23 protein-coding genes are annotated in these 24,117 nt (G+C 38.2%); 15 read left to right on the top strand and 8 right to left on the bottom strand.

The genetic code is table 11. The features are described from left to right. Positions 1-3 precede the first annotated feature (3 nt). The 3 genes from AC0QT1_RS04155 to AC0QT1_RS04165 all read right to left on the bottom strand — a co-directional run bounded on the left by AC0QT1_RS04155 (position 4) and on the right by AC0QT1_RS04165 (position 4,445). Positions 4-906 (bottom strand): heme/hemin ABC transporter substrate-binding protein, encoded by a 903-nt coding sequence (locus tag AC0QT1_RS04155; RefSeq protein ID WP_473200875.1) that lies wholly within the window; start codon positions 904-906, stop codon positions 4-6. A 16-nt stretch (positions 907-922) separates the two neighbouring features. Further along, positions 923-1,969, bottom strand: coding sequence for a hemin-degrading factor (locus AC0QT1_RS04160; protein WP_473200876.1), 1,047 nt, complete (start codon positions 1,967-1,969; stop codon positions 923-925). Positions 1,970-2,237: 268 nt separating this feature from the next. Further along, positions 2,238-4,445 carry a TonB-dependent hemoglobin/transferrin/lactoferrin family receptor gene (locus tag AC0QT1_RS04165; protein WP_473201702.1) on the bottom strand — a complete coding sequence of 736 codons (2,208 nt, stop codon included), beginning with the start codon at positions 4,443-4,445 and terminating at the stop codon, positions 2,238-2,240. Between the two features lie 237 nt (positions 4,446-4,682). On the opposite strand from AC0QT1_RS04165, the gene AC0QT1_RS04170 reads away from it, so the two are divergent. Next, on the top strand, positions 4,683-5,465 hold the full coding sequence (locus AC0QT1_RS04170) for an energy transducer TonB family protein (protein WP_473201703.1): 783 nt from the start codon (positions 4,683-4,685) through the stop codon (positions 5,463-5,465). Between the two features lie 96 nt (positions 5,466-5,561). Here AC0QT1_RS04170 and AC0QT1_RS04175 read toward each other — a convergent pair whose 3' ends face one another. Next, a complete protein-coding gene (locus tag AC0QT1_RS04175; protein ID WP_473201704.1) occupies positions 5,562-7,673 on the bottom strand; it encodes a lytic transglycosylase domain-containing protein in 2,112 nt (703 codons plus the stop codon). Between the two features lie 242 nt (positions 7,674-7,915). Here AC0QT1_RS04175 and dapA point away from each other — a divergent pair, with 242 nt between their 5' ends. Together dapA and smpB are read left to right on the top strand one after the other, a co-directional pair. Further along, positions 7,916-8,800 (top strand): 4-hydroxy-tetrahydrodipicolinate synthase, encoded by an 885-nt coding sequence (dapA, locus tag AC0QT1_RS04180; protein ID WP_473200880.1) that lies wholly within the window; start codon positions 7,916-7,918, stop codon positions 8,798-8,800. Between the two features lie 15 nt (positions 8,801-8,815). After that, positions 8,816-9,292 (top strand): SsrA-binding protein SmpB, encoded by a 477-nt coding sequence (smpB, locus tag AC0QT1_RS04185; RefSeq protein WP_473200881.1) that lies wholly within the window; start codon positions 8,816-8,818, stop codon positions 9,290-9,292. 40 nt (positions 9,293-9,332) lie between these two features. Here smpB and AC0QT1_RS04190 read toward each other — a convergent pair whose 3' ends face one another. Beyond that, complete coding sequence (locus AC0QT1_RS04190; RefSeq protein WP_473200882.1) at positions 9,333-10,001, bottom strand: uracil-DNA glycosylase; 669 nt, start codon at positions 9,999-10,001, stop codon at positions 9,333-9,335. Positions 10,002-10,484: 483 nt separating this feature from the next. Here AC0QT1_RS04190 and rpoZ point away from each other — a divergent pair, with 483 nt between their 5' ends. From rpoZ to panB, 11 genes are all read left to right on the top strand, one after another. Then, positions 10,485-10,883 (top strand): DNA-directed RNA polymerase subunit omega, encoded by a 399-nt coding sequence (gene rpoZ / locus AC0QT1_RS04195; protein ID WP_473200883.1) that lies wholly within the window; start codon positions 10,485-10,487, stop codon positions 10,881-10,883. A gap of 106 nt (positions 10,884-10,989) precedes the next feature. Next, on the top strand, positions 10,990-13,215 hold the full coding sequence (locus AC0QT1_RS04200) for a RelA/SpoT family protein (RefSeq protein WP_473200884.1): 2,226 nt from the start codon (positions 10,990-10,992) through the stop codon (positions 13,213-13,215). A 16-nt stretch (positions 13,216-13,231) separates the two neighbouring features. Then, positions 13,232-13,810: an orotate phosphoribosyltransferase gene (gene pyrE, locus AC0QT1_RS04205; RefSeq protein WP_473201705.1), complete on the top strand. Its 579-nt coding sequence runs from the start codon at positions 13,232-13,234 to the stop codon at positions 13,808-13,810. Positions 13,811-13,904: 94 nt separating this feature from the next. Further along, positions 13,905-14,507 (top strand): DUF2062 domain-containing protein, encoded by a 603-nt coding sequence (locus AC0QT1_RS04210; RefSeq protein WP_473200886.1) that lies wholly within the window; start codon positions 13,905-13,907, stop codon positions 14,505-14,507. Next, positions 14,504-14,905, top strand: a complete 402-nt coding sequence (gene acpS / locus AC0QT1_RS04215; protein ID WP_473200887.1) for a holo-ACP synthase — start codon at positions 14,504-14,506, stop codon at positions 14,903-14,905. The genes AC0QT1_RS04210 and acpS overlap by 4 nt, the downstream gene beginning before the upstream one ends. Before the next feature lie 71 nt (positions 14,906-14,976). Further along, complete coding sequence (gene lepB, locus AC0QT1_RS04220) at positions 14,977-15,789, top strand: signal peptidase I (RefSeq protein ID WP_473200888.1); 813 nt, start codon at positions 14,977-14,979, stop codon at positions 15,787-15,789. Continuing rightward, entirely contained in the window at positions 15,770-16,477 is a 708-nt protein-coding gene (gene rnc / locus AC0QT1_RS04225; RefSeq protein WP_473201706.1) for a ribonuclease III, read from the top strand. The genes lepB and rnc overlap by 20 nt, the downstream gene beginning before the upstream one ends. Next, positions 16,470-17,375 (top strand): GTPase Era, encoded by a 906-nt coding sequence (gene era, locus AC0QT1_RS04230; RefSeq protein ID WP_473200890.1) that lies wholly within the window; start codon positions 16,470-16,472, stop codon positions 17,373-17,375. The genes rnc and era overlap by 8 nt, the downstream gene beginning before the upstream one ends. Position 17,376: 1 nt before the next feature. Then, entirely contained in the window at positions 17,377-18,123 is a 747-nt protein-coding gene (recO, locus tag AC0QT1_RS04235) for a DNA repair protein RecO (RefSeq protein ID WP_473200891.1), read from the top strand. 27 nt (positions 18,124-18,150) lie between these two features. Then, positions 18,151-18,996, top strand: a complete 846-nt coding sequence (panC, locus tag AC0QT1_RS04240) for a pantoate--beta-alanine ligase (protein ID WP_473200892.1) — start codon at positions 18,151-18,153, stop codon at positions 18,994-18,996. 11 nt (positions 18,997-19,007) lie between these two features. Continuing rightward, a complete protein-coding gene (gene panB / locus AC0QT1_RS04245; protein ID WP_473201707.1) occupies positions 19,008-19,823 on the top strand; it encodes a 3-methyl-2-oxobutanoate hydroxymethyltransferase in 816 nt (271 codons plus the stop codon). Between the two features lie 411 nt (positions 19,824-20,234). On the opposite strand, the gene AC0QT1_RS04250 is transcribed toward panB, so the two are convergent. Both AC0QT1_RS04250 and ygfZ read right to left on the bottom strand, forming a co-directional pair. Further along, positions 20,235-20,855: a YfbR-like 5'-deoxynucleotidase gene (locus AC0QT1_RS04250; protein ID WP_473200894.1), complete on the bottom strand. Its 621-nt coding sequence runs from the start codon at positions 20,853-20,855 to the stop codon at positions 20,235-20,237. 3 nt (positions 20,856-20,858) lie between these two features. Further along, positions 20,859-21,722 carry a CAF17-like 4Fe-4S cluster assembly/insertion protein YgfZ gene (gene ygfZ / locus AC0QT1_RS04255; RefSeq protein ID WP_473201708.1) on the bottom strand — a complete coding sequence of 288 codons (864 nt, stop codon included), beginning with the start codon at positions 21,720-21,722 and terminating at the stop codon, positions 20,859-20,861. A 64-nt stretch (positions 21,723-21,786) separates the two neighbouring features. Here ygfZ and AC0QT1_RS04260 point away from each other — a divergent pair, with 64 nt between their 5' ends. Next, positions 21,787-23,115 (top strand): dihydroorotase, encoded by a 1,329-nt coding sequence (locus tag AC0QT1_RS04260; protein WP_473200896.1) that lies wholly within the window; start codon positions 21,787-21,789, stop codon positions 23,113-23,115. Positions 23,116-23,275: 160 nt separating this feature from the next. Here AC0QT1_RS04260 and AC0QT1_RS04265 read toward each other — a convergent pair whose 3' ends face one another. After that, positions 23,276-23,680, bottom strand: coding sequence for a TIGR02301 family protein (locus tag AC0QT1_RS04265; protein ID WP_473201709.1), 405 nt, complete (start codon positions 23,678-23,680; stop codon positions 23,276-23,278). Between the last annotated feature and the right edge of the window lie 437 nt (positions 23,681-24,117).

Here is a 24,117-nt window from a genome sequence, read left to right on the forward strand (position 1 = left end):
CTATCAGCTCTTACCATTTTGATTTGCACTATAAAGCATATTAATAAGTTCTCTTGATGCATCTGCGGTGCGTGGACCAAACCCTAAAAGATACATAACATCCATCTGTTTAATAGCATGATTTTTTGCTGCATTTGTTGCTTGAATTGCTGGTATAGCTAAAATCTTTTCAAGGTTAGTGGATTTTTCACCATGCTTCACAAGTAAAATAACATCAGGATTTGATTTCATTAATGCTTCGCCATTCAGTAACTTGTATCCTTTATAATCGTTGATGGCATTGATACCACCTGAGAGTTTTATCATACCATCGGCAGCTGTATCTGTTCCAGAAGCCATAACACGCCCATTTTGTACGGAGAAAATAAAAAGAACACGCTTTGGTTTTGTTACTTTTGCCAAAAGAGCATCATTATCCACAAATGCATTGCTTATTTTTTTAATTAATGTCGCTGCTTCTGCTTCACGATGAAGGGCTTTACCAACGAGGCGTATCTTTTCTATAACACTTTCGCGGGAATAGTTTTCTGGCACAATCACAATAGGGATTGATGTTTTTTTTAGAATTTCAATTGTTGAAGGTGGACCGCTTCCTTCAACTAATAAAACACCTTCTGGAGCAAGTGATAAAACACCTTCAGGTGAAAGAGCACGCATATACCCAAGGACAGGAAGTTTAAGCGCTTCTTGCGGATAAACGCTTGTACTATCGCGGGCAAGAAGTTGATCTTGTGCTCCTAATGCATAAACGATTTCTGTAAGAGAGCCGCCAATAGAGACAATACGTGCATTTTTAGAAAATTGCGTTGTAGGTTCAGCCGTTACTGGTTGAGAAAAGATGGAAAGAGAAAACAATATAAAAATAAAGAAAAATTTTAGTAGTTTATGCAAAAAAAGTGTAAGCATATGATATCACCTTGATTTAAGCGATTGCTGTTTCTCTATACGAGGGCAAACTATTCAATAAAAAGCGCCAATCCTCACGTTCTTTTTGGCCTTCCTTTCGCAGGCCAAAGAATTGAATAATCATCTCACTTTTTTTATCGAAAACTTCAAGAGAACTGACATAACCATCACTCGTAGGTTTGCGAACATGCCACACTTTATCAATTCCAGAAAGCAACAAGTGCATATCGAATTTATGATCAAGAATATTAATCCAAGGCCCCATTTGCTTAATATTTTTTATTTTTCCACTGAAAATTTGGATACAACCTCTGTTGCCGATAAAGCACATAATTGGGATTTCTTGTTGTGCAACTTTATTGAGCATAATTTCAATAGCGTCCCCCCCTAATTCATCAGCAAATTCACTACCGGCATATTTCACAGCATCATGTCGATTAATTTTTAGTTCAGAAATAATTTTATGAAGCTGATGGACATCGGTCATTTTCCGCCAACGATCTCGGAATTTTTCAATATCTATTTGTGCTATATCATATGGAGCTGAAGTTGGAGCAGGAAGAATCTCAAGAACAGGGGATTGATCTTCACGAAGAAGTTTATCAACAAGTTTGCTCCACTCTTCCATATTTGTCGTATCTGTAGGATAGAGTTTAAAAATAGAAACACCACTTTGATCAAAGAATTGCAAACTTTTCGTAGGTTTTCCAAGAACAACCATGTCATATTCGAAACCAAATTTCCATTGTTTTGGAAAAATACGCAAGTCGATTTCACCAAGTGTAATTGGGATATGTTGACTTTGAACAATCTCTTCAAAACGTCCTGTTATTTCGTGAACAGCGTACTCATTACGTGTTAATGCCATAACTGTTCCAAGTTTAGGAGCATTTTCTAAGAGTATAGCAACATCAGCTTCTAGTCTCTTGGCTTTTCCGATTGTACAATAAGCAGCAATAAGTTCCGCTTCAGATATACCAAGAGAGAATGCAAAATCACGATTTCGCATTTCTTTTTTTTCTTCACGCAAACGAAGAATCATTTCGGCTGTATATAATGACATGGGCTTTCCTTATGTTATTTTAGAGAGTTAATTTTCAAAATTTTATAATTCTAAGATATTAAGTTGAACCACTCTCAATGAGTGATCCAACCTTTCAAAAAACAAAGCCGCTCTTATTAACAGCATAACAACCAAAAACCGATCAATTAGGAAGAATGAAAGATTTTCTTTCAAGTCATTGTAATTTAAAGAACAATGATAACAGAAACACGATAATTCATTCCTTTACTGATAAAATTTTATATTGATCTAATAGTTAAGAAAGTGACTAAAATTTCTGTACGAACGACACCTTAAAATTACGCCCAGGTTGACTATAATAATCATCTGGTGTTGCACTTTTACTTGCAGGAAGATCAGATACATTCCAATATTTTGTATTGAAGAGATTATAGACACCAGCTCTCATAACAAATCCTTTTTCACCAAATGGTTTCCACCACCCTGAGATATCAACAATGTTATATCCCGGAATTTCGGGATAGTTAGATTCTTTAGTAGCTTTATCACGTTTTGCAGAGGAAGTGAGTACAACATCTGCTCCCCAAAATTCTTTTGCATACCCCAATCCAACAACTGTTTTCAAAGGTGGAATTGAGCTTAGAGTTTCATTTTTATCAAGATCTTTTCCTTGCGAATAGACAAGGGCAAAATTGCTATGCAACCCACTCTTAAGAGCTAGATGTACTTTTGCTTCAACACCAAAAATCCGGACATTTGAACGATTCATGTAATGCCGACGCGCAAACTGAAACTCTTCTGATGGCCCTTTATCTATAGTATCTATGAAATTCTTATATTGATTGATAAAGCCGTTGAATGAACCACCAAAGTTCTTATCTCCATATTTTATACCAACATCATATCCATTGCTCGTTTCTGCCTTAAGGTCAGGATTTCCTTTCACGTAATAAGCAGAGGGTTTGATATAAGAGACGTAAAGCTCTGAAACACGTGGTGCACGAAAAGCCTGCGCCCATTGAGCATAGAGCGTTATTTGATCACGAACATCCCACTCCATCCGTAATTTAGGAGAAAAATGCGAACCATTTCTTTCCGGAGGAAATTTGTCAGAAATTAGAGCTTTCTCATAAGCGGAGGTTTTCTGAGGGATATGCCTATACCAATCATAACGAACACCAGGTGTTACACGGAAGCGGTTATGGGAAAAGCCAATTTCATCTTCAAAAGCTAAACCAAAATTGTAGCTCCTCGCATCTGGTGAGTCTGATCTATTAGCAGGCATAAAGAGACATCCCTGTGCATTTTCCTCCAAATGACAATTATCTCTCGCTAACAAATAATGATGAAATTGAGATAACGAAACATTAGTGATAAGCTTTAATATATGGCTTACAGTGCCAACATTCACGTTTTTAAAAGCGTGAGCATTTAAACCATAATTGGTATTGCGCACAAGATTATCTGCCAAATAATCTCCTTTTGGCGCTTTAACACGAACCCCGCTCATAGTATCATTATTTGATTGCTTTAACCAATAAAATTGCCCGTGAAATGCATCAAAAAGCGTATCTCCATTGCCATTATAATTATAAGAAAGAGAAAGACGCTCACGGCGTTTATTTTCCTGATTATAAACGGAACCAGGGGAGTATCTTTCGCTCATATTTAATGAATGCGTATTTTTATTATAATCAAAGCGTTCCGCTGTAAAACCAAGTCGATGTTTTCCATTGAAATACTGATGAATTTTAAAAAGCAAATTATTTTGGTCAAAATAAGCGGGATTTTTACGTGTACGTTCTTGATATCCCTCTATAGTTCCCATATTTTTACGCTCATTTCCTTGCTCATGGGAGCCTTGGAAGAGCAAAAATGTTTGTTGAGCATGCACAGCAAAAGCTTGATTTATGCGCCAACTATTATCAACGGAATGATAACCACCTTTTATAAGACTCCCCCAATTCTTTTCTTCAGTGATAAGGTCTTCAGGATTAAGAGTACGCAAAGCGATGACACCCCCTAGTGCACCAGACCCATAAAGACTAGAATCCGACCCTTGAATAACGTCAAATGTGGAAACGCTACTAAAATCAAAAGCTGTATTTCCCGTAGTGGTAGTCCCAGTGCTTCCACGCATCATATCATCACGCAATATATCACTAAGCCACGGAAGAACAATGCCATCCATTGTTGTGAGAACACGGCTTCCATTCAAACCACGAATTACAAAACTCTTCTTTTCTGAGTTATAAGCTATGGACGGATCGAGACGACTAATTTCATGGACATCACTTATTTGCTTTTCATCAATATCCTTAGCAGTTTTACGATCGGTTAGAATGGTTATTGAACCTGAATTGCCCTCTGTTTTTTTTCCTTTAATAACAATTGGTTTGAGCTCAGTTATAGAACTTCTTTCATTGCTTTGTGCAAAAACAAATGAAGGTATAAAGACAGACAGCGCACTTAAAATCACGCAGCTTTTATGAATATTCTCTTGTCTTATTCGCATAACACATTTTAACCTTTTCTTAAACATCCCCTCTCTCGCTTAAAACTATAAAAACGCTTGATTCACCGATGGTAAATTAGCCAGCCAAGTAAAAGTGATTTAATTAAGCAAAAAACCACACAGAGACCATATTAAACATGATAAAATCAGTCAAGAAAAAAGTTGCAATTTCAAAATAGCCTGTTTTAATTAAACTTGAACACAAATGTTGGGCTTAGAATAGCGATTGAAAAAACTATGATTTTAAAAAATACGAGGCGGTTATTAATCCTTTGGATTGGTGCGTTTATTTGCGCTTTTTCTTTGCATCTAGCATTGGCAGCACGGTTTTATTTTTACAGTACCGGTGTAAGCAATGGCGTACTTTCACCGACAGCTCTGCTGTCTTTTGTACAAGAGACTGTAGAGCCGGATGTTGACACAGATTCTTACGATATTGATATAGATTTATCGAATGTTAGTTCAGAATCAGAACTGTTGCAGTCTGATCTTTTAGAGCAGAAATCAGAGAGATTAGAAGCAATGGATAAGGTTCAACCCGAAGAGCCTCAGAATATTGTAGAAAAAGATGATTTTGCGGTTCTCAAGTCTTTGGAGAAGCCTCTTCCTCAAAAAGTGGAACGTAGAGTGTCCGATAAAAAACCAATACCGCTGCGAAAGGCTATGGTCAAACGCCTGACGATGAAGGCAGTGCGCTCGTCTACTAGCAGTCAGGGCGGTGATACAGCGGCACTTGAAGATGCTTTGTTAGTAGAATGGTTAGCAAAAGTACAGGCGCAATTAGAAATGCAAAAAGAATATGTTGTAAAACAGCGTATCAGTCGTGCAAAAGGAACGGTAAAGTTAGAATTTAGAGTGCGTGAGCAGGGGAGTATTTTTTCTAGTCGTATTGTCATCTCTGCTGGTGATCCGGAACTTGATCGATTAGCTATGGTGGCACTTCATCGCGTTGGATCTTTTCCTCCTCCTCCATTATCAAAGGTAAACAAAATTATCAGAGTATCATTGATATTTAGCTGATTTTTATTTAATTTTCCTCTATTTTATAATTTCTGTGATGATATGGTTTGTGAGCTGAAAAACGAGAGTGGACAGCTTTGGGATAGACAAGTGATATTATTTCAAACGTCCAGAGAGAAGGTCGGCTTTTATGTCTATTTTTCCAGTAAGCCTTGCTTTATAGACTTCATAATTTTCCATGACACGCATCACGTAATTACGTGTTTCTGTATAAGGAATACGTTCAATCCAGTCGATAACTTTATCAAGGGCTTGTCTTCGAGGATCGCCATAACGTTCGATCCATTCATCGACACGACGGGAGCCTGCATTATAACCAATAAGGGTCAATATATAGGACCCGTTAAAGCGTTCCAATTGCTCGTTGAGAAAATAGGTTCCTAATGTGGCGTTATAACTGGAATCACTGCTCAGTTTTTTTGAAGACCATGGGATTGAATATTTTTTTGCAAGTGTTTTTGCTGTTGTAGGCAGTAATTGGAGGATACCTTGTGCACCTGCTTTTGATATAGCTGTTGGATTAAATTCACTTTCTTGGCGCGCAATAGCATAAACAAGTGCTTGTCTTGCGGCAGAAACATTGGCAAAGGCTGGTATAGCACCTATAGGATGGGAAAGTGCACCAACATTTTTCCCTTGAAACACAGCAGTTTTTCCGATTTTGAGACTGGTATAATAGTCTCCATTTTTTTCTGCCATTACAGTGAGAAGAGCTAATTCACCAGGGCTTTCTATTTTTTTACCGAGTTCTCTATAAAAAATTTTAGCTAAATAAGCATAATCAGCTGCTTCGAGGCGTTGAATTGCTTTAATAGTATTACGTGTGCTAAAACGTTGTCGTTCATTGGCTGTTGGTTTAGGAAAAGGAATTTCGAGCTTTTTTTTGTTAAGATGTGCTAATGCTAATTGACCATAATAAGTTGCTCCAAAATGAGCAGCGCGCTGAAAATAATTCTGAGCATTTTTCTGTTCGCCTAGAGTTTCTGCTGTTCGTCCCATCCAATAGTATCCACGGGATGCAGAAAGAGGTGTAGAAGATAATTGAGGAATACGCGAAAAATGGTGCATTGCTAATTTAGGATCATGAAGAAACCGTAATGCATACCATCCTGCATGAAATTCAGCATCGATTGCCAATGAGGGGGGCATACTAGGGTGTGTGGTAACGAGTTGATAAGCAATTTTAGGTTTGTTTAAATCAAGCATTTCGCGAGAAAGCGCACGTTGCTCTTTCCACAATGCATGAGGAGCCATAAGTTTTAATACATCTCTTGGTATTCTCATCATGAGTGTTGCAGCGACATTATATTGCCCAGTTCGCCGAAGATGGCGAATTCGAGCAAATTGTAAGAGGGAATCTTTTTGCCATGATTTCTCCACAGCGCGTAATTTTTCTGCAGCTTTAGGATCATTTTTTTCAACGGCAACAAAAGCGTTGAAAAGAGATTGAGCAAGGGCTAACTTTGCAACGCGCTCAGCGGAATCGAAACGATGTGCATAAAGCATAAATTTCATACGTTGCAGGTGATCGATAGGTTTTAATGCAACTCTCGCACTTTTAAGAATAAGCTCTTCTTCTTTTGCATTAAGTTTTTCTTTATGCCACCATGGTGCAATGATTTGTCGAGCACGGGTGATTTGTCCAGTTGCAATAAGTGCTTTAGCGTATATTGCCATACCTTTTGCTGTGAGAGGGAGATGATGAGAAAATTTTTGGATGATTACATGTACGGAATTAGTTTCATTAATAAAAGCACGTTCAGCATTACGTTGCATAATATCTATGCCTGGCCATCCTTTTAGCTCTTTGATTGCATTAAAGATTTCAGAGCTTGGTACATTGGCTTGGCTAGATATACCGATTGCCCATGTTAAAATCTGACGATCAAGGCTATCTTTTTCCATTGAATTACGAAGGCTTATTGTTTTTGCAATATTGTTGTTTAAAAGTGCATCTAAACCAGTTTTAAGTTGTTTGAGAGTAGAATCATTACTGGATGCAGGGGGATTGTGTGGAAGCATATGAAACTGTCTAAGGGGTTTCTGAACTTCTTTTTTTATGACAACAGAGGTAGGGCGTTTCAGAGGAATTGGTGCTTTCCCATATGAAAGGCGTGTTTGTGCCCATGAACTTGAAAATAAAATTGTTGTTTCCAGTATAAGTACAGTAAGGATTTGTACAAAAAAGGGCAGAGAGAGTGCGCGCATAGAGAAAACCTAGAGACCTCGCTTTTTGGAAACACTCAAGAGTTTTTAGCGCACAAGCATGAAAAACGGGTTAATGTAATCTGATGCTTTAGAGAAATATTCTGAATTGAAGGAGAAGCATGTTAAATCTTGTAAGAGTTATTGTGAAATTCATCTTGCTTCAATGAGAGAGCAAGATTATGCTCTATCATTAGTAATTTTAAAGGCTAAAAAAATAAAGAGAACATTATAGGGAGTTTATCATGCTCAAGGGAGCTGTGACCGCGCTTATCACACCATTTGATGATGAAGGCGCTATTGATGAGAAAGCATTTTGCAATTTTATTGAGTGGCAGATTGCGGAAGGTATTCATGGTGTTAGCCCTGTTGGGACAACAGGTGAATCACCCACTTTAAGTCATGAAGAACATAAGAGGGTTATAGAATTGTGTGTTGGGCAGGTTGCTAAGCGTATTCCTGTTGTTGCTGGAGCAGGATCAAATAGCACGAGTGAAGCTGTAGAGCTTGCGCAACACGCGCAAAAAGCTGGTGCAGATGCAGTTTTGGTTGTTACGCCCTATTATAACAAGCCTAGTCAGGCTGGTTTATACACGCATTTTTCTTCTATTGCGAAAGCGATTTCTATCCCTATTATAATTTATAATATTCCTGGTCGTTCTGTTATTGATATGTCTGTAGAAACGATGAGAGACCTGTGTCGGGATTTTAAAAATATCATTGGTGTTAAAGATGCAACAAGCAAAATTGAGCGTGTGAGTGAACAACGTGAAAAGTGTGGTACAGATTTTGTACAGCTTTCCGGTGATGATTGTACAGCGTTAGGTTTTAATGCACATGGAGGTGTAGGATGTATTTCAGTTTCTTCCAATGTTGCTCCAAAACTCTGTGCAGAGCTTCAAGTTGCTTGTTTGCGTGGTGATTATAAAACAGCTCTTAAATTAAATGACTGTTTGATGCCTCTCAATCGTGCAGTCTTTATTGAACCCAGTCCTGCAGGTATTAAATATGCTGCTGTGAAATTAGGAATTTGTGGTAGTTCTGTTCGTTCACCGATTGTTCCACTAAAAGAGAGTACAAAGAGAATTATTGATGCGGCTTTGCAGCATGCGGGTCTTCTTAAAGAATAAAATGATATTGTAGCCATGAACAAAAAAAAGAACGTGCCAGTACGAAAAATAATTGCTGACAATCGTAAAGCTCGTTTTAATTATGAAATTCTTGATAATCTTGAAGCTGGTGTTGTTCTTCAGGGAGCAGAAGTGAAATCTTTGCGTTCTAATCAGGCGAATATTGCTGAGAGTTATGCAAGCTTTGAGAATGGGGAATTATGGCTCGTAAATAGCTATATTCCTGAATATACACAAGCTAATCGTTTTAATCATGAGCCACGCCGTTTGCGTAAATTATTAATTTCAAAACGTGAAATGGAACGATTTTTTAATGCGACTTCTCGTGAAGGAATGACTCTTGTCCCTCTCAAGCTTTATTTTAATGAAAAAGGGCGTGCAAAGTTGGAAATTGCTTTAGCACGCGGAAAAAAGCTTCATGATAAGCGCGAAACGGAAAAGAAACGTGATTGGGGACGTGAAAAAGCAAGACTTTTAAAAAGATATGGGTGATAAAATTGATTTCGATGTCTTTTTTATCACTTTGAAGATTTCAGCATTGATCCAGATATGTTTTTGCGGCTTCAAAAATCTGATGAAACATAGCATCTGTTAAACGCCCAGTGTTGGTGTTATAACGTGAACAGTGATAGCTTGAAAAAATACGTAATCCTCCGATATTGTTTATTTCTCCGTGTCCGAAAGGATGAGCCAAAATTTTTGCATTGAGAGCACGTAATGTGGAATGATGTGCAATAGTCCCGAGGGTAATAACAGCTTTAAGTTTGGGAAGATTTGTAAGAAGAGGAGAAAAGAAGTACCGGCAAGTGTTAATTTCCGCACCAGTGGGTTTATTTTCTGGTGGAACACAACGAACTGAGTTGACAATTGCTACATCAATTAATTCAAGAGTGTCATCTGCTCTTTCTTCGAAGGTGCCTTGAGCAAAACCGAATTTTTTTAAAGTGGAATAAAGTAAGTGTCCCGCATAATCACCAGTGAAAGGGCGTCCAGTTCGATTTGCTCCTCGTAATCCAGGAGCAAGACCAACAATGAGAAGGCGTGTTGTTGCTGCACCTTTATAGGGAAAAAATGGACGCACCGGTGCGTTATGCCAATTTGGTTCTTTTACACGCCACTCAGAGATAAATTTATGTAAGCGTGGGCATAAATTGCAATTTTTCGGCGGTTCTGGGCAAAGTGATGTTAATTGGCTATTCATGAGGTGGCATTTATCATTTTTATAAAAATTATTTTGTTTATAGAGTGTATGACGGATTATGTCTTTGTAAACAACTATGATGAATGCAAAGGAACTATTTAGTAACAGAGTTTACCATTAAGCTACTGCTCATTATTTTTAAAGAGTGATTATTCAATAGCTAAGATAGGAATGAAGATGCTATTTAATGGGAAAAATTTCTTATTGATAAGCAATCATTATCATAAACAGTGTTCATGAAACTATTGTTATTGAGAAAGATTTTTAATAAACTTGAAGAGATTGTATAATTTAAAAGGACAAATTTTCTAGAAGAGAGAGTGAGTTTATCAAAGGAATGTGCTTTTATAAAGCGTCCAAGCTTTTTAATAAGCTTTTGAGCAAAAAATAAAACTTGCGTTGTTTTTCTTGTGTTTTATTTTGATTATTGTATATACTCTACACCCACTATGAAATTTTTTAAGCTTTAAGAAAGAGAGATAAATGGCCCGCGTAACGGTAGAAGATTGTATTGATAAAGTCGATAATCGCTTTGAGCTGGTACTTTTAGCGGGACATCGAGCGCGACAGATTTCACAGGGTGCACAGATTACAGTTGATCGTGATAATGATAAAAATCCAGTTGTTGCTTTGCGTGAAATAGCAGAAGAAACATTATCACCTGCTGATTTGAAAGAAGATCTTATTCATTCGTTGCAAAAGCATGTAGAAGTTGATGAGCCAGAAGTGGCAAATGAATTTATTTCTCACTCAAGTGAATCTGAGAATGTTTTTGGAGCATCGTCAGAAGAAGAGAACGGTTCATTTGATTATATGTCAGAAGAAGAGCTTTTAGCAGGCATTGAAGGTTTGGTTGTTCCGGAGAAAAGTGACGATTATTAATTGCAGCGATTTATATTATGAAAGCGTATAGAGATTGTCATGCGGTAGCGGTTATTTTTCTTGTTCGATAAGGATGAAATTGTAAAGAGATAAAGGATATGCTCGTATGATGCGTCAGTGTGAGCTTGTTGGGCGTGTTCAACGTTACAAGTCTGACGTCGATGAGGTTCTATTAAATAAAGCCTACAATTATGCAATGCGAAAGCATGCTCATCAGAAGCGTGCTTCGGGTGATCTTTATTTTTCTCATCCTTTAGAAGTTGCTGCTATTTTGACAGATATGCGGTTAGATGAAGCGACGATTGCCGTTGCTCTTTTACATGATACAATTGAAGATACGAGTGCTACACGAGCAGAAATTGATCAGCTTTTTGGTTCTGAAATCGGTAAGTTAGTTGAAGGGCTCACAAAACTTAATAAGCTTGATCTTGTATCGAAGAAGGCAGTACAGGCAGAGAATCTCCGTAAACTTCTTATCGCTATTTCTGATGATGTTCGTGTTCTTTTAGTCAAACTTGCTGATCGTCTTCATAATATGCGTACTCTTGGTGTTATGCGTGATGATAAGCGTCGCAGGATTGCTGAGGAGACAATGGATATTTATGCGCCACTTGCAGGTCGTATGGGAATGCAAGATATGCGCGAAGAATTAGAAGATCTTTCTTTCTTTTATTTAAATCCAGAAGGTTATCGTACGATAACCAATCGTCTTTCTGAATTATCGAAGCGCAACCGTGATTTGCTTTCTAGGATTGAAAATGAACTGACAAAGCTTTTTTTCGAGTATGGGATTAAAGCAGATGTTAAAAGTCGTCAGAAAAAATCTTATTCAGTTTTTCGCAAAATGGAAAGTAAAGCATTATCTTTTGAACAGTTATCGGATATTTTCGGTTTTCGAGTGATTGTTGAAACAGTGAATGATTGTTATCGTGCTCTTGGTGTTATCCATACGACGTGGCCAATGGTACCCGGTCGTTTTAAAGATTATATTTCTATACCAAAGCAGAATGATTATCGTTCCATTCATACAACGATTGTAGGTCCTTCGAGACAACGTGTAGAATTGCAAATTAGAACTGCTGCTATGGATGAAGTTGCTGAGTATGGCGTTGCAGCACATTCTATTTATAAAGATCATGGTTCCAATTATTCAACTTCGAAGTTATCAAGCGAAACCAATGCCTATGCATGGTTACGTCAAACGATTCAATCTTTATCAGATGGGGATAATCCAGAAGAGTTTTTGGAACATACAAAACTTGAGCTTTTTCAAGATCAAGTTTTTTGTTTTACCCCGAAGGGCCGGTTGATTGCTTTTCCAAAAGGCGCGACTCCGATTGATTTTGCTTATGCTGTTCATACAGACATTGGTAATTCTTGTGTGGGGGTGAAAATCAATGGTCGTATTATGCCTTTAATGACAAAATTAAAAAATGGTGATGAGGTTGATATTATACGTTCACAAGCCCAAATTCCACCAGCAGCATGGGAATTTCTTGTTGTAACAGGAAAAGCGCGTTCAGCTATTCGTCGAGCAACTCGCGCAGCTGTTCGTAAGCAATATTCAGGTTTGGGGTATCGTATACTCGAGCGTTCGTTTGAACATATGGGAAAACAATTTTCAAAGGATATTCTTAAGCAAGTGTTGCCTCGTTTGGCACGCAAAGATGTGGAAGACGTCTTAGCTGCTGTTGGGCGTGGTGAATTACCTTCTGCTGATGTGGTTAAAGCGGTTTATCCTGATTATCAAGATCATCGTGTTGTACAAAAACCGTCTTTTAAGCCTGGAGAAGAAGGCTGGTTTAACATTGAAAATGCTCAAGGGATGATTTTTAAAGTTCCAGAAAATGAAAAGGATGCAATTGCCAACAAACGTCAATCCAAAGCATTACCTATCCGAGGAACGCGTGGAGATATTCCTGTCCGTTTTTCTCCTGAAGGAGCGGTACCGGGAGATCGGATTGTTGGCATTATGCAACCAGGATCAGGAATTGTTATTTATCCGATACAGTCTTCGGCTTTGATGGCGTATGATGATCAACCAGAACGATGGATTGATGTCCGCTGGGATATTGATGCCCAAATGAGTGAACGTTTTCCCGCTCGAGTTAATATCTTAGCTGTTAATAGTCCAGGCTCATTAGCAGAAATTACCCAAGTGATTTCTACTAATGATGCCAATATTCAAAATTTGTCATTTATCTGTACCGCACCGGATTTTACAGAAATTATGATTGATCTGGAAGTTTGGGATTTAAAACATTTGAATCGTATTTTTTCTCAGTTAAAAGAGGCCGGTTCGGTTAGTGTAGTACGGCGCGTTCATGGATAAGAAGAGGAATTTTACGATGAATACACAAGATGTAATTGATATTTTTAAACAAGCAGATGCTATTCTGGAAGGGCATTTTATTTTAACATCAGGCCGTCATAGTGCTACTTATATGCAGAAAGCGAAAGTATTCATGCATGCTGATTTGACGGAGAAGTTATGTCGTGGGTTAGCTGAAAAAATCAAAAAATTGATTGGAGAAAAAGTTGATTATGTGGTTGGTCCTGCGATTGGTGGTCTTATTCCTTCGTACGAAACTTCACGTCACCTTGGTATTCCTTCTCTTTGGGTAGAACGTGTAAATGGTGTTTTTGAGTTACGTCGTTTTGAAATCAAAAAGGGTGCACGCGTTGTGATTGTTGAAGATATTGTTACAACAGGTCTTTCCATTCGTGAGACGGTTGAAGCTATGGTGGCAGCAGGGGCAGAGGTGTTGGCGAGTGCATGTATTCTTGATCGTTCTGGTGGTAAGGTTGATGTTGGAGTTCCGTTAATTGCCCTTGCTGAATATGAGATAGCATCTTACGCGAGTGATGCTATTCCTGCTGAGCTTGCTGTAATCCCAGCAGTTAAGCCAGGAAGTCGGAATATTTAATTGTCTTTCTCTTTTTTTTTATGCAAAGGCTTGAAGAAATTAATTTGAATCATACGCATTATTTTATTGTCACAAGATAAGTATTAGGAATCATATGCTTTTTCGTCGTAGAGAATCAATAGATTTGGTAAAGCGTATTCGGCTTTGGTTATGGCCGCGTCGTTCATTCTCTCGTTCATTTTGTTACATACGTAAACGTATTTTACGGATATCAGCAACACCGCATAAGGTTGCGTTAGGGTTTTCTATTGGTATTTTTTTAGCTTGTTCGCCTCTTTTTGGGATGCATATTATTTTGGCAATATTTTTTTCTTGGCTTTTGCGTGGAAACTTTGCGGCAGCAATTATTGGGACGGTTTTTTCTAATCCACTTACATTTTTATTAATTGTAATGGCCGATTATAAGGTGGGCTCTTTCTGTTTATCGCTTTTTAGCGATGTAAACGAGATTTCTCTTTCTCAAATTCGCATTTTGTTTAATGGTTTAACACTAACAAATGTACCTTTGCTTTTTAAGGGCGCTTGGGATTCTATTATGAGACCAATGATTTTAGGTGGTACCCTTTTAGGTATTGTTTTTGGTACTCTTTCTTATATAGGGGTTTACAGAGCAATCGCCCGTTTTCAACAAAAGCGATACCAAAAGATTATAAAAAAAAAGCACTCGCTCCAAAGAAATTCGGGTAATAATTTATGATCATTGGACTTGGAAATGATCTCATTGATATCAGACGCATTGAGAGAATGTTGATTCGTTATGGCGATCGTTTTATTCAACGTATTTTTACCGATATTGAGCAGATAAAGTCTGAAAACCTCAAAGAAAGATCTTCTTCTTATGCCAAAAGATTTGCCGCCAAAGAAGCGTGTGCTAAGGCTTTAGGGACAGGAATTTCTTGTGGTGTATGGTGGAAAGACATGGGAGTGGTCAATTTGCCCTCTGGTAAACCAGTCATGAAACTTACAGATCGTGCACAGATGCAATTACAGAAATTGTTGCCTCCTCATTATGAAGCTGTCATTCATCTGAGTATAACAGATGATTTTCCTTGGGCACAGGCATTTATTATTATCGAAGCGCTTCCGCGTGGTTAGAGATTGTGCTTTTATTATTTGAATATTATGATAAAAAATGAATTATATCTACGATGGGAAGGTAGTCTGTAATGATGCAGAAAGAGAAAATATATAGAAAGAAAGAAAAAGGTGGAATTCTTGAATTTATTTGGGTTCTAATACAGGCTCTGTTTTTAGCAGCACTTATTCGGACCCTCTTTTTTCAACCTTTTAGTATTCCTTCTGGTTCAATGCGTCCTACTTTGCTTGTAGGAGATTATCTGTTTGTTTCTAAATATGCATATGGATATTCTCGTTTTTCTATGCCCTTTTCGCCTCCTCTTTTTTCGGGACGTATTTGGGCATCCCAGCCTCAACGTGGAGATGTTGTGGTTTTTCGTTTACCAAGTAATCCTAGTATTGATTATATAAAACGTGTTGTTGGTCTACCGGGTGATCGTGTACAAGTTCGTCAAAGTGTTCTTTATATTAATGATCAGGCTGTTACGCGGCATTTTATTGGGAAGATTGATAATTCTGATATAACAGAAGTTAATTACCCTGTTGATGTTTATCGTGAGACTATGCCGAATGGTGTTAGCTACGATACACTTGATCTGGCTTTTATTCCACAAGTTGATGATACGAAGGTCTTTGAAGTTCCACAGGGACATTATTTCATGATGGGGGATAACCGCGATAATTCAGATGATAGTCGTTTAGCTGTAGGCTATGTTCCAGAGGAGAATCTTATTGGTCGAGCAAGTGTGATTTTTTTCTCTATCAGCAATGGTTCAAGTGCTTGGCAGATTTGGCGCTGGCCGTTTGATGTGCGTTGGAGTCGTCTGTTCTCCTTTATAAATACTGTTCATGATTTGCCGCTTGTCAAGCAAGGAATCAACGATGAAACGTCCAATCATTGATCAGCTTGAAAAGCTGACAGGGCATCGTTTTAAAGATGAAGAGAGATTAAAGCGAGCATTAACGCATTCTAGTGTACAAGATTCGGAACAAGGGAATTATGAAAGACTAGAATTTTTAGGTGATCGGGTTCTAGGACTTTTAATTGCAGAAATGCTCTATCAATTTTTCCCGCAAGCAAGTGAAGGTGAGTTATCTGTACGTTTAAACGGTTTGGTCAATGCGCAAACATGTGCTGATATTGCACGAGAGATGGGGCTACCTGATATGATTCATGTTGGTTTTGAAATGAGAAACTTTGAGGGGCGCCGACTCACCAATATGCATGCTGATGTGATAGAAGCTTTGATAGCTGTGATGTATTTAGAGGGAGGCTTGGAAAACGTCCGCCCTTTTATTCAGAGATATTGGCAAAATCGGGCAAAACAAATGGATGCTGGTCGACGTGATGCTAAAACGGAATTACAAGAATGGGCTCACATGCAAGGAAATGCACAACCACATTATAGGGTTATAAAGCGTTCTGGCCCAGATCATGATCCTGTTTTTATGGTGGAGGTCAATGTTTTGGGGTTTGCTCCAGAAATTGGGCAAGGCAGCTCTAAAAGATATGCTGAAAGAATGGCAGCTGAGAAAATTTTACAACGAGAAGGTATATGGAAGACAATGGGAAAAAATGATCATGGATGACGTTATTAAAACGCGTTCTGGTTTTGTTGTACTTATTGGAATGCCTAATGCCGGAAAATCAACATTAGTTAATCAATTAGTTGGAACAAAGGTTTCAATTGTAACGCATAAGGTACAAACAACACGAACTTTGATCCGCGGTATTGTCATGCATGATAATACGCAAATTGTGTTGATTGATACACCAGGTGTTTTTTCTCCTCATAAGCGGTTAGAACGTGCAATGGTGTCTGCTGCATGGGGGAGCGCTAAGAGTGCTGATGTTCTTTTAGTTTTAATTGATGCTCAAAATGGTCTTTCGGATGATGTCTATGCGATGTTAGATATTGTAAAAAATATTAAACAGGATAAAATACTCGTTCTTAATAAGGTTGATACAGTTGTTAAATCGTCCCTTTTAGCACTAACCACTAAAATTAATGAGCATGTGCCGTTTGTGCAGACTTTTATGATTTCGGCTCTAAATGGGTCGGGTTGCAAGGACTTGCTTTATGCATTGAGTAACATGATGCAGGAGGGACCGTGGTATTATCCAGAAGATCAAATTTCAGATATGCCTATGCGTCATCTTGCTGCTGAAATTACCCGTGAAAAACTTTTCCTTCGCCTTCATGATGAGTTACCTTATTCTTCGACGGTTGAAACAGAAAACTGGGAAGAACGCTCAGATGGTTCAGTTAAAATTAATCAAGTGATTTATGTCGAGCGTAATAGTCAGAAAAAAATTGTTTTAGGAGCAAAAGGCGATACAATTAAAGCGATTGGTCAGGCAGCACGTAAGGAACTAATGGAAATTATGGAACAGAAGGTTCATCTTTTTCTCTTTGTGAAAGTGCGTGAGAATTGGGGTACTGATCCAGAGCGTTATCGTGAAATGGGGTTAGATTTTTTAAAATAACATGAGATGGAAAGAACAAGCCATTATCCTTGGTACACGCCAATATGGTGAAACAAGTGTTATTCTTGAAATCATGACACGTCAGCATGGCCGTTATATGGGAGTGGTAAAAGGAGGACGTTCGCGTCGTATGGCAGCTCTTCTTCAACCTGGGAATCTAGTTGAAGCTGAATGGGGTGCGCGTTTAGAAGAACATCTAGGACTTTTTAAGCTTGAAGCACTTGATCTATATGCGGCACGATTAATCCTTTTACCAGAAGCACTTTATGCTTTGCAGTTGATAGCTTTCCATTTGCGTCTTCTTCCTGAACGTGATCCGCATCCCATTTTATATGATCTTTTACATCTTTTTATGCAGAATTTTGCTGAGCCATTTGTAAATGCAGAATTACTTGTGCGCTTTGAAATGCGACTTCTTGAAGAACTTGGCTTTGGACTTGATTTGTCTCATTGCGCAGCAACAGGGCGTTCAGAAAGGCTTTGTTATGTATCGCCGAAGTCGGGACGAGCTGTCTGTGAGGAAGCAGGATATCCTTGGAAAGAGAAACTTCTAACTCTACCACAGTTTCTTGTGCAAAGAACAACACGTCCTGCAGATTTTAAAGATATAATAAATGGTTTCATTTTAACAGGTTTCTTTTTAATGCGTCATGTCTGGGAACCACGGACTATAAAACAGCCATCCGTGCGTATGAATTTAATACAATTGTTTGAACGGCAATTTCAGATGCAGAAATTAATTTGTTGATTTGATAAAAATGAAAAGAATATGAAGATGCAAATCTTGAAAACAATTGCCGAGGTACGCCGGTGTCTCGCAGAAGAAAGACGTTTAGGACACTCTATTGGTTTTGTTCCAACCATGGGGGCACTGCATAAAGGTCACCTTGCATTAGTACAGCAAGCAAAGGCTATGTGTGACGTGAGTGTGGTTTCTATTTTTGTCAATCCAAAGCAATTTGGTCCTCATGAAGATTTTGATAAATATCCAAGAGATTTGGCCGGTGATTGTTCTTTGTTGAAGCAAGCAGGTGTTGAGTATGTTTTTGCACCTTCTGTAGAAGAAATGTGGCCACAGGGAAATGACACAATTGTGAAGGTAGAAAAATTATCGCGTATTTTGATGGGAAGATTACGTCCAGGACATTTTTGTGGTGTGACCAGCGTTGTTGCTAAGCTTTTTAATATTGTTCAACCCGATAAAGCTTTTTTTGGGGAAAAAGATTTTCAACAAATTTTGATTATTCGTCGTATGGTTGAGGATTTAGCTTTTCCTATTGAAATTATTGGTGTGCCTATTTTACGTGATGCAGATGGTGTGGCCAGCTCTTCACGTAATCAGCTTTTAACATTAGAAGAACGCAAAGCGGCAAAAATTATTCCTGAAAGCGGCAAAGCTGTTGAAAGGCTTTATCGCCAAGGGGAACGCTCCATTGATAAATTGTGTCAAATTGTTCGTGATATTTTACAGCAAGAATCCCGTGCGATCATTGAATCAATAGATTTACGAGATATGGAAACTTTATCTATAGTTAAGGGGATGTTAGAGAAACCCGCAGTTTTATTACTCACTGTTCGTTTTGGTGAGGTTAGGCTTATTGATCAATATATTTTGCAATAGAAGGGCTTAAAATGAGTGTACAGAAAACCATAAAGCGTATAACTGCTTCTGAAATAAAGTCGAGAAAAGGACAAGAACCAATTGTATCCTTAACAGCTTACCAAGCTTATAGTGCGCGGATTGCTGATCCATATTGTGACTTTCTTTTGGTTGGTGATAGCGTTGGGATGGTTGTGCATGGGTTTGAAACAACACTCCCTGTCAGTGTTGATATGATGATTTTGCATGGGCAAGCAGTTATGCGTGGGTCTAAAAAGGCATTAGTGGTTGTTGATATGCCTTTTGGTTCTTATGAAGAAAGTCCAGAACAAGCTTTTTCTAATGCGTCACGGATTGTTGCAGAAACAGGGTGTGGTGCAATTAAGCTTGAAGGTGGTGTTTATATAGCAGAAACAATTGATTTCTTGTGTAAACGCGGTATTCCCATTATGAGCCATATTGGTCTTACACCACAGTCCGTAAATCGTTTTGGTGGTTTTAAGACGCAAGGGCGTGATGAAAGTAATTGGCGACAAATTGAAGAAGACGCGATAGCGATTGAACAAGCAGGGGCCTTTGCTGTTGTTGTGGAAGGGGTTATCGAACCATTAGCGGTAAAGCTTACAAAAATGCTTTCTATTCCTACTATTGGCATTGGAGCATCTAATCAATGTGATGGGCAGATATTGGTGATGGAAGATATGTTGGGCTATGGCACTTTGGTTCCTAAATTTGTACGCCGTTATGGGGCTCTTGAACAAGCAATGGAGACTGCAATTAAGAACTATGCAGAAGATGTTACATCTCGTGCTTTTCCAGCGGATAAGGAAGTTTATAGATTTAAATAAAATCTTGTTTCATTTAAAATCTTTACAAGAGAGAATTTATTATTGAAACTTTGATAAAATTAATGAGCATTCTCTCATATGTCCTTTATTCATGTATTCATGTTCAATTTGAACTCTGATTTTTTTGCTTGCCATTCGTTGATATTATGGAAATGAGTAAATTTCTAAGTCTTCTGGGATATTACTGATAGTATTTTTCAGAAGAGCTTGGCATTTAACAGCAGTTGCTTTTGTTTGTTTAAAGCGACAAGTTATTATCAAGGCAAAAATTTTAGGCTATCAGATACTTATAGAGTAGCGGATTTGTTCTTTTGTTATTGTATTCAAGCAGGTAATAAGGAAAAAAGGTAAGAGGACCAATATTCGTTTTTTAAAGGAGAGCGATAAAAGATGAATGATGGAAGGAGAATATTAGTATGATCTCTGAGTATCAAGAGTACTAAAACGGATTAAAAAGGCATTTTCAATTTGTTGTGTAGAGTAGGGTTGCAAATTGAGATCATTGGATAGGATATTATTTGGAGAACCAAAATAGCGGAGAGCTTCTTCTGTATTAAATCCAGCAAGCGTAATAGCTTCGTAAAATGCAGCGATACGGTCAGCTTGTTTGATTTTTTTTAAAAGCTTTTGAGAAAGATCAACAGGGAGAGAAAAGCGCATGTGGACAGCATCTTGTATTCGTTTTTCGATAAGTTCATATTGTTTTCCTATCACAGCTTTAAAGGGTGAAATCATATCACCGATGACATATTCCGGTGCATCATGAAGAAGAGCACACAAGCATTCATCACTATGCGATTGCGGAAAAAGCTTTTGGAATATTTTCTCTACCAAAAGTGAATGTTGTGCGACGGAATAGGCATGTTCTCCTCGTGTTTGACCGTTCCAACGTGCAACGCGGGCGAGTCCATGGGCAATATCTTCGATTTCAACATCAAGAGGAGAAGGGTTCAGCAAATCAAGTCGTCGACCAGAAAGCATTCTTTGCCAAGCGCGTGCTTGTCCATTTCGTGATAATTCAGCTTTAGCCATGAGTTAAGTTCCCGTAGTGCTTTCAGGAAAGGTAAAGTTCATATTTTCAGCAATACTTATGGTGACGGGAAGATTTTCTACTGTCAAGGGAAGAGCTTTGTCCATAGCATCTTTGACATGATCAATACGCATTAAAGCGAGAGCTTCATTTGCAACACATGTTCCCAAGTAACCAAGTATTTTTGTTCCAGCTGCAATGCTAGAACCTAAGGTTAATTCATGCTGACTTTTGATAATTAAAATACGGCGTCGCGCCGCACGACGGTGATGCATTCGTGAAACAACTTCTTGCCCTATATAACAGCCTTTATCAAATGCTAATCCACCAATTTGATCGTAGTTAATATCATGAGGAAAGACTTTCCCTATTTCATAGTCTTGACCGCTTTCAGCAATTGCATAACGGATACGCAATCGCTTCCAATGGTCATGAGATTCTGGAACAAAAAAGGGCGTCTTCCCATAGATTCGTATTATTTTTTCGTTTTGTGGAAATCGTTTATCTATAAAACTTGAATCAAAATCTAAACTATCTGATTCATTATTCCAACAAACTGTAACAACTTCTTGTAATGGTTGTGTAATTTCCACTTTTTTATGAAGTTTATAGAGGAGCAAGCGTTTATAGAAGATATCAGCTAAAGAGACAATAATCTCAATGAGATAACCATCCTCTCTTTTTCCGATAAGGAAATCAGCAATCACTTTCCCTTGTGGTGATAAAAGAGCTCCAGGAAACATTTCTTGTGCACCGATTTTTGTCACATCGGTTGTGATAAGAACTTGCAAAAAATCTGTTGCTTCTTCACCAGTAACTTTAATAACTCTACGGTTTGTAAAAAAAATGGCATTTTGTTTTTCAATCATGGTGCTTGCCTTTCTACCAAAAGTTACATAATCGATAAAGAGATGATATGTAAGGAGCACGGCTATGTTTAAAATATTTGATACAATTTTTAAAGGCGCAACACTTGTAAATCATGATGGAAGTAGTAAGCGCGATATTGGTATTACGAATGGCCGTATTGCTGAGATTGGTGATTTGACATGTGCATCTGCTGGTGAGGTCATTGATTGTACAGGGCTCCATATTTTGCCAGGGATTATTGATAGCCAAGTTCATTTTCGCGAACCGGGCAATGAACATAAGGAGGATTTAGAAAGCGGCTCCTATTCTGCAGTGTTGGGAGGGGTGACAGCAGTGTTTGAAATGCCTAATACCAATCCATTAACCACGTCGGAAGAAGCATTGGCCGATAAGATGAAACGCGCATTTCATAGGATGCATTGTGATTTTGCATTTTGGGTTGGAGGGACACGTGAAAATGCACATCAGATCTCTGAATTAGAAAGACTTCCTGGTGCTGCTGGAATTAAAGTCTTCATGGGGTCTTCTACCGGTGATCTCTTGGTAGATGATGATGAAAGTGTACGTCTTATTTTGCAAAACACACATCGTCGTGCAGCTTTTCATTCTGAAGATGAGGCAAGGCTTAGAGAGCGTAAAGTGTTACAAATTGAAGGGGACGCCTCATCGCATCCGGTTTGGCGTGATGAAGTTGCAGCATTAAAATGTACGCAGCGCTTAGTAAAAATTGCGCATGAAACAAAGGCACGTATCCATGTGTTGCACCTTTCTACAGCAGAGGAAATTGATTTTCTAAAAAAACATAAAGATGTGGCAACAATTGAAGTTACGCAGCATCATTTGACTTTAACTGCGGATGATTATCAACGATTTGGCACATTGATTCAAATGAATCCACCGATTCGTGAGAGTCGCCACCGTGAATCTCTTTGGTACGGCCTTCAGCAAGGTATTGTTGATGTGTTAGGCTCTGATCACGCTCCTCATACGCTTGAAGAAAAGAGCAAGGCTTATCCTGCTTCACCTTCGGGGATGACAGGTGTGCAAACAACAGCAGCAATTATGCTAACCCATGTCAATGCGGGAAAGATATCTCTTGAACGTTTTGTTGATCTCACTTCACATGGTCCTAGCCGCGTTTTTGGTATAAGCTGTAAAGGGCGTCTTGCTGTTGGATATGATGCTGACTTAACCATTGTTGATCTTAAACGAGAAGAAGTTATTACAAATGCGTTGATTGGTTCGCGTGCAGGGTGGACACCTTATGATGGTCAAAAGGTTAAAGGCTGGCCTGTTGGGACCATTATCCGTGGTATGCGCGTTATGTGGGAAGGTGAAATTATCACCCCTTCGCAAGGTGAACCTGTTAAATTTATAGAGGCTTTGGTGTAACCACATAAAATTGATGAGTTTTATGAAATAATTTTATGGGTGAAAAGGTGCTTATGGTGGTTATTATACGAAGATAAAAGCATATTGAGGCTTTATTCTTAAAAACTTACCATACTTTATACAAGGCAAGCTTATTGAGCTATTCATTTTAAGAATATTATCAGTGGAATAGATTAGATCGAGTGTTTGGTAATTTTTGTACAGGTTGATTGTCATAATAGGTGAGAAGATTTTCAGATAAGGCTCTTCCTTCTTGGATGTATCTTTGATGTGCTGTAACTGCTGATTGTGTACAATGATGATAATTTTCTGAAAAAGCACGATAGGCTCCATTAAACGCTTCGTAAAAATAAGCGCGTCTTTGCGGCATTGGCTGTTCTGCCTCAATAAGTGCACTCATGTAGTCATACCATTGGTTTGTTGGAGTACTGCAAAGATTTTGCAGAGAGTGAAGGGATCCAAAAATTTCTGCTAGCCGTAGCAATTGTGTCTCATAGGGCGGAGATTGTTGAGCAAAAGCTGGTGTTAAAGTTAAAAAAATGATATTTATCAAAATATTACGCATTAATTTATTTGCTTCCTTTTAATAAATTTTTCTACCATTACAATCACGAAAATGGTTCTCTTGTAGAGCATATGTTAAAAGATAGGGCGCAAATAAATTTATGCGTCATTATCAATGAGCAAGCGTGTTATACAATCTAGGGCATAAAGAGAGTAAGGAAAGCGTCATAGAGATTTATTAAAGATTCTAAAAAACTTTGTGTGGTTAAAAATTTCAATTTTTTTGGATACAATTTTTTTTCTGTCAATTTAGAAAGTGTTTTGCAGATTTTTCTCTAGGATGTTTTTTTATCAAGAAGAAGGGTGGTTTTTATCGGTAGATTACTCTTATCCAAGCAAATAAAGCGGATTGTTTTTGTGATAGATGATGGATACAGCATTCGATGGAATGGGTTAAGGATAAGAATTTTACATAAGATATATGAAAGTTTTAACTTA

Source organism: Bartonella sp. P12B, from assembly GCF_055796185.1.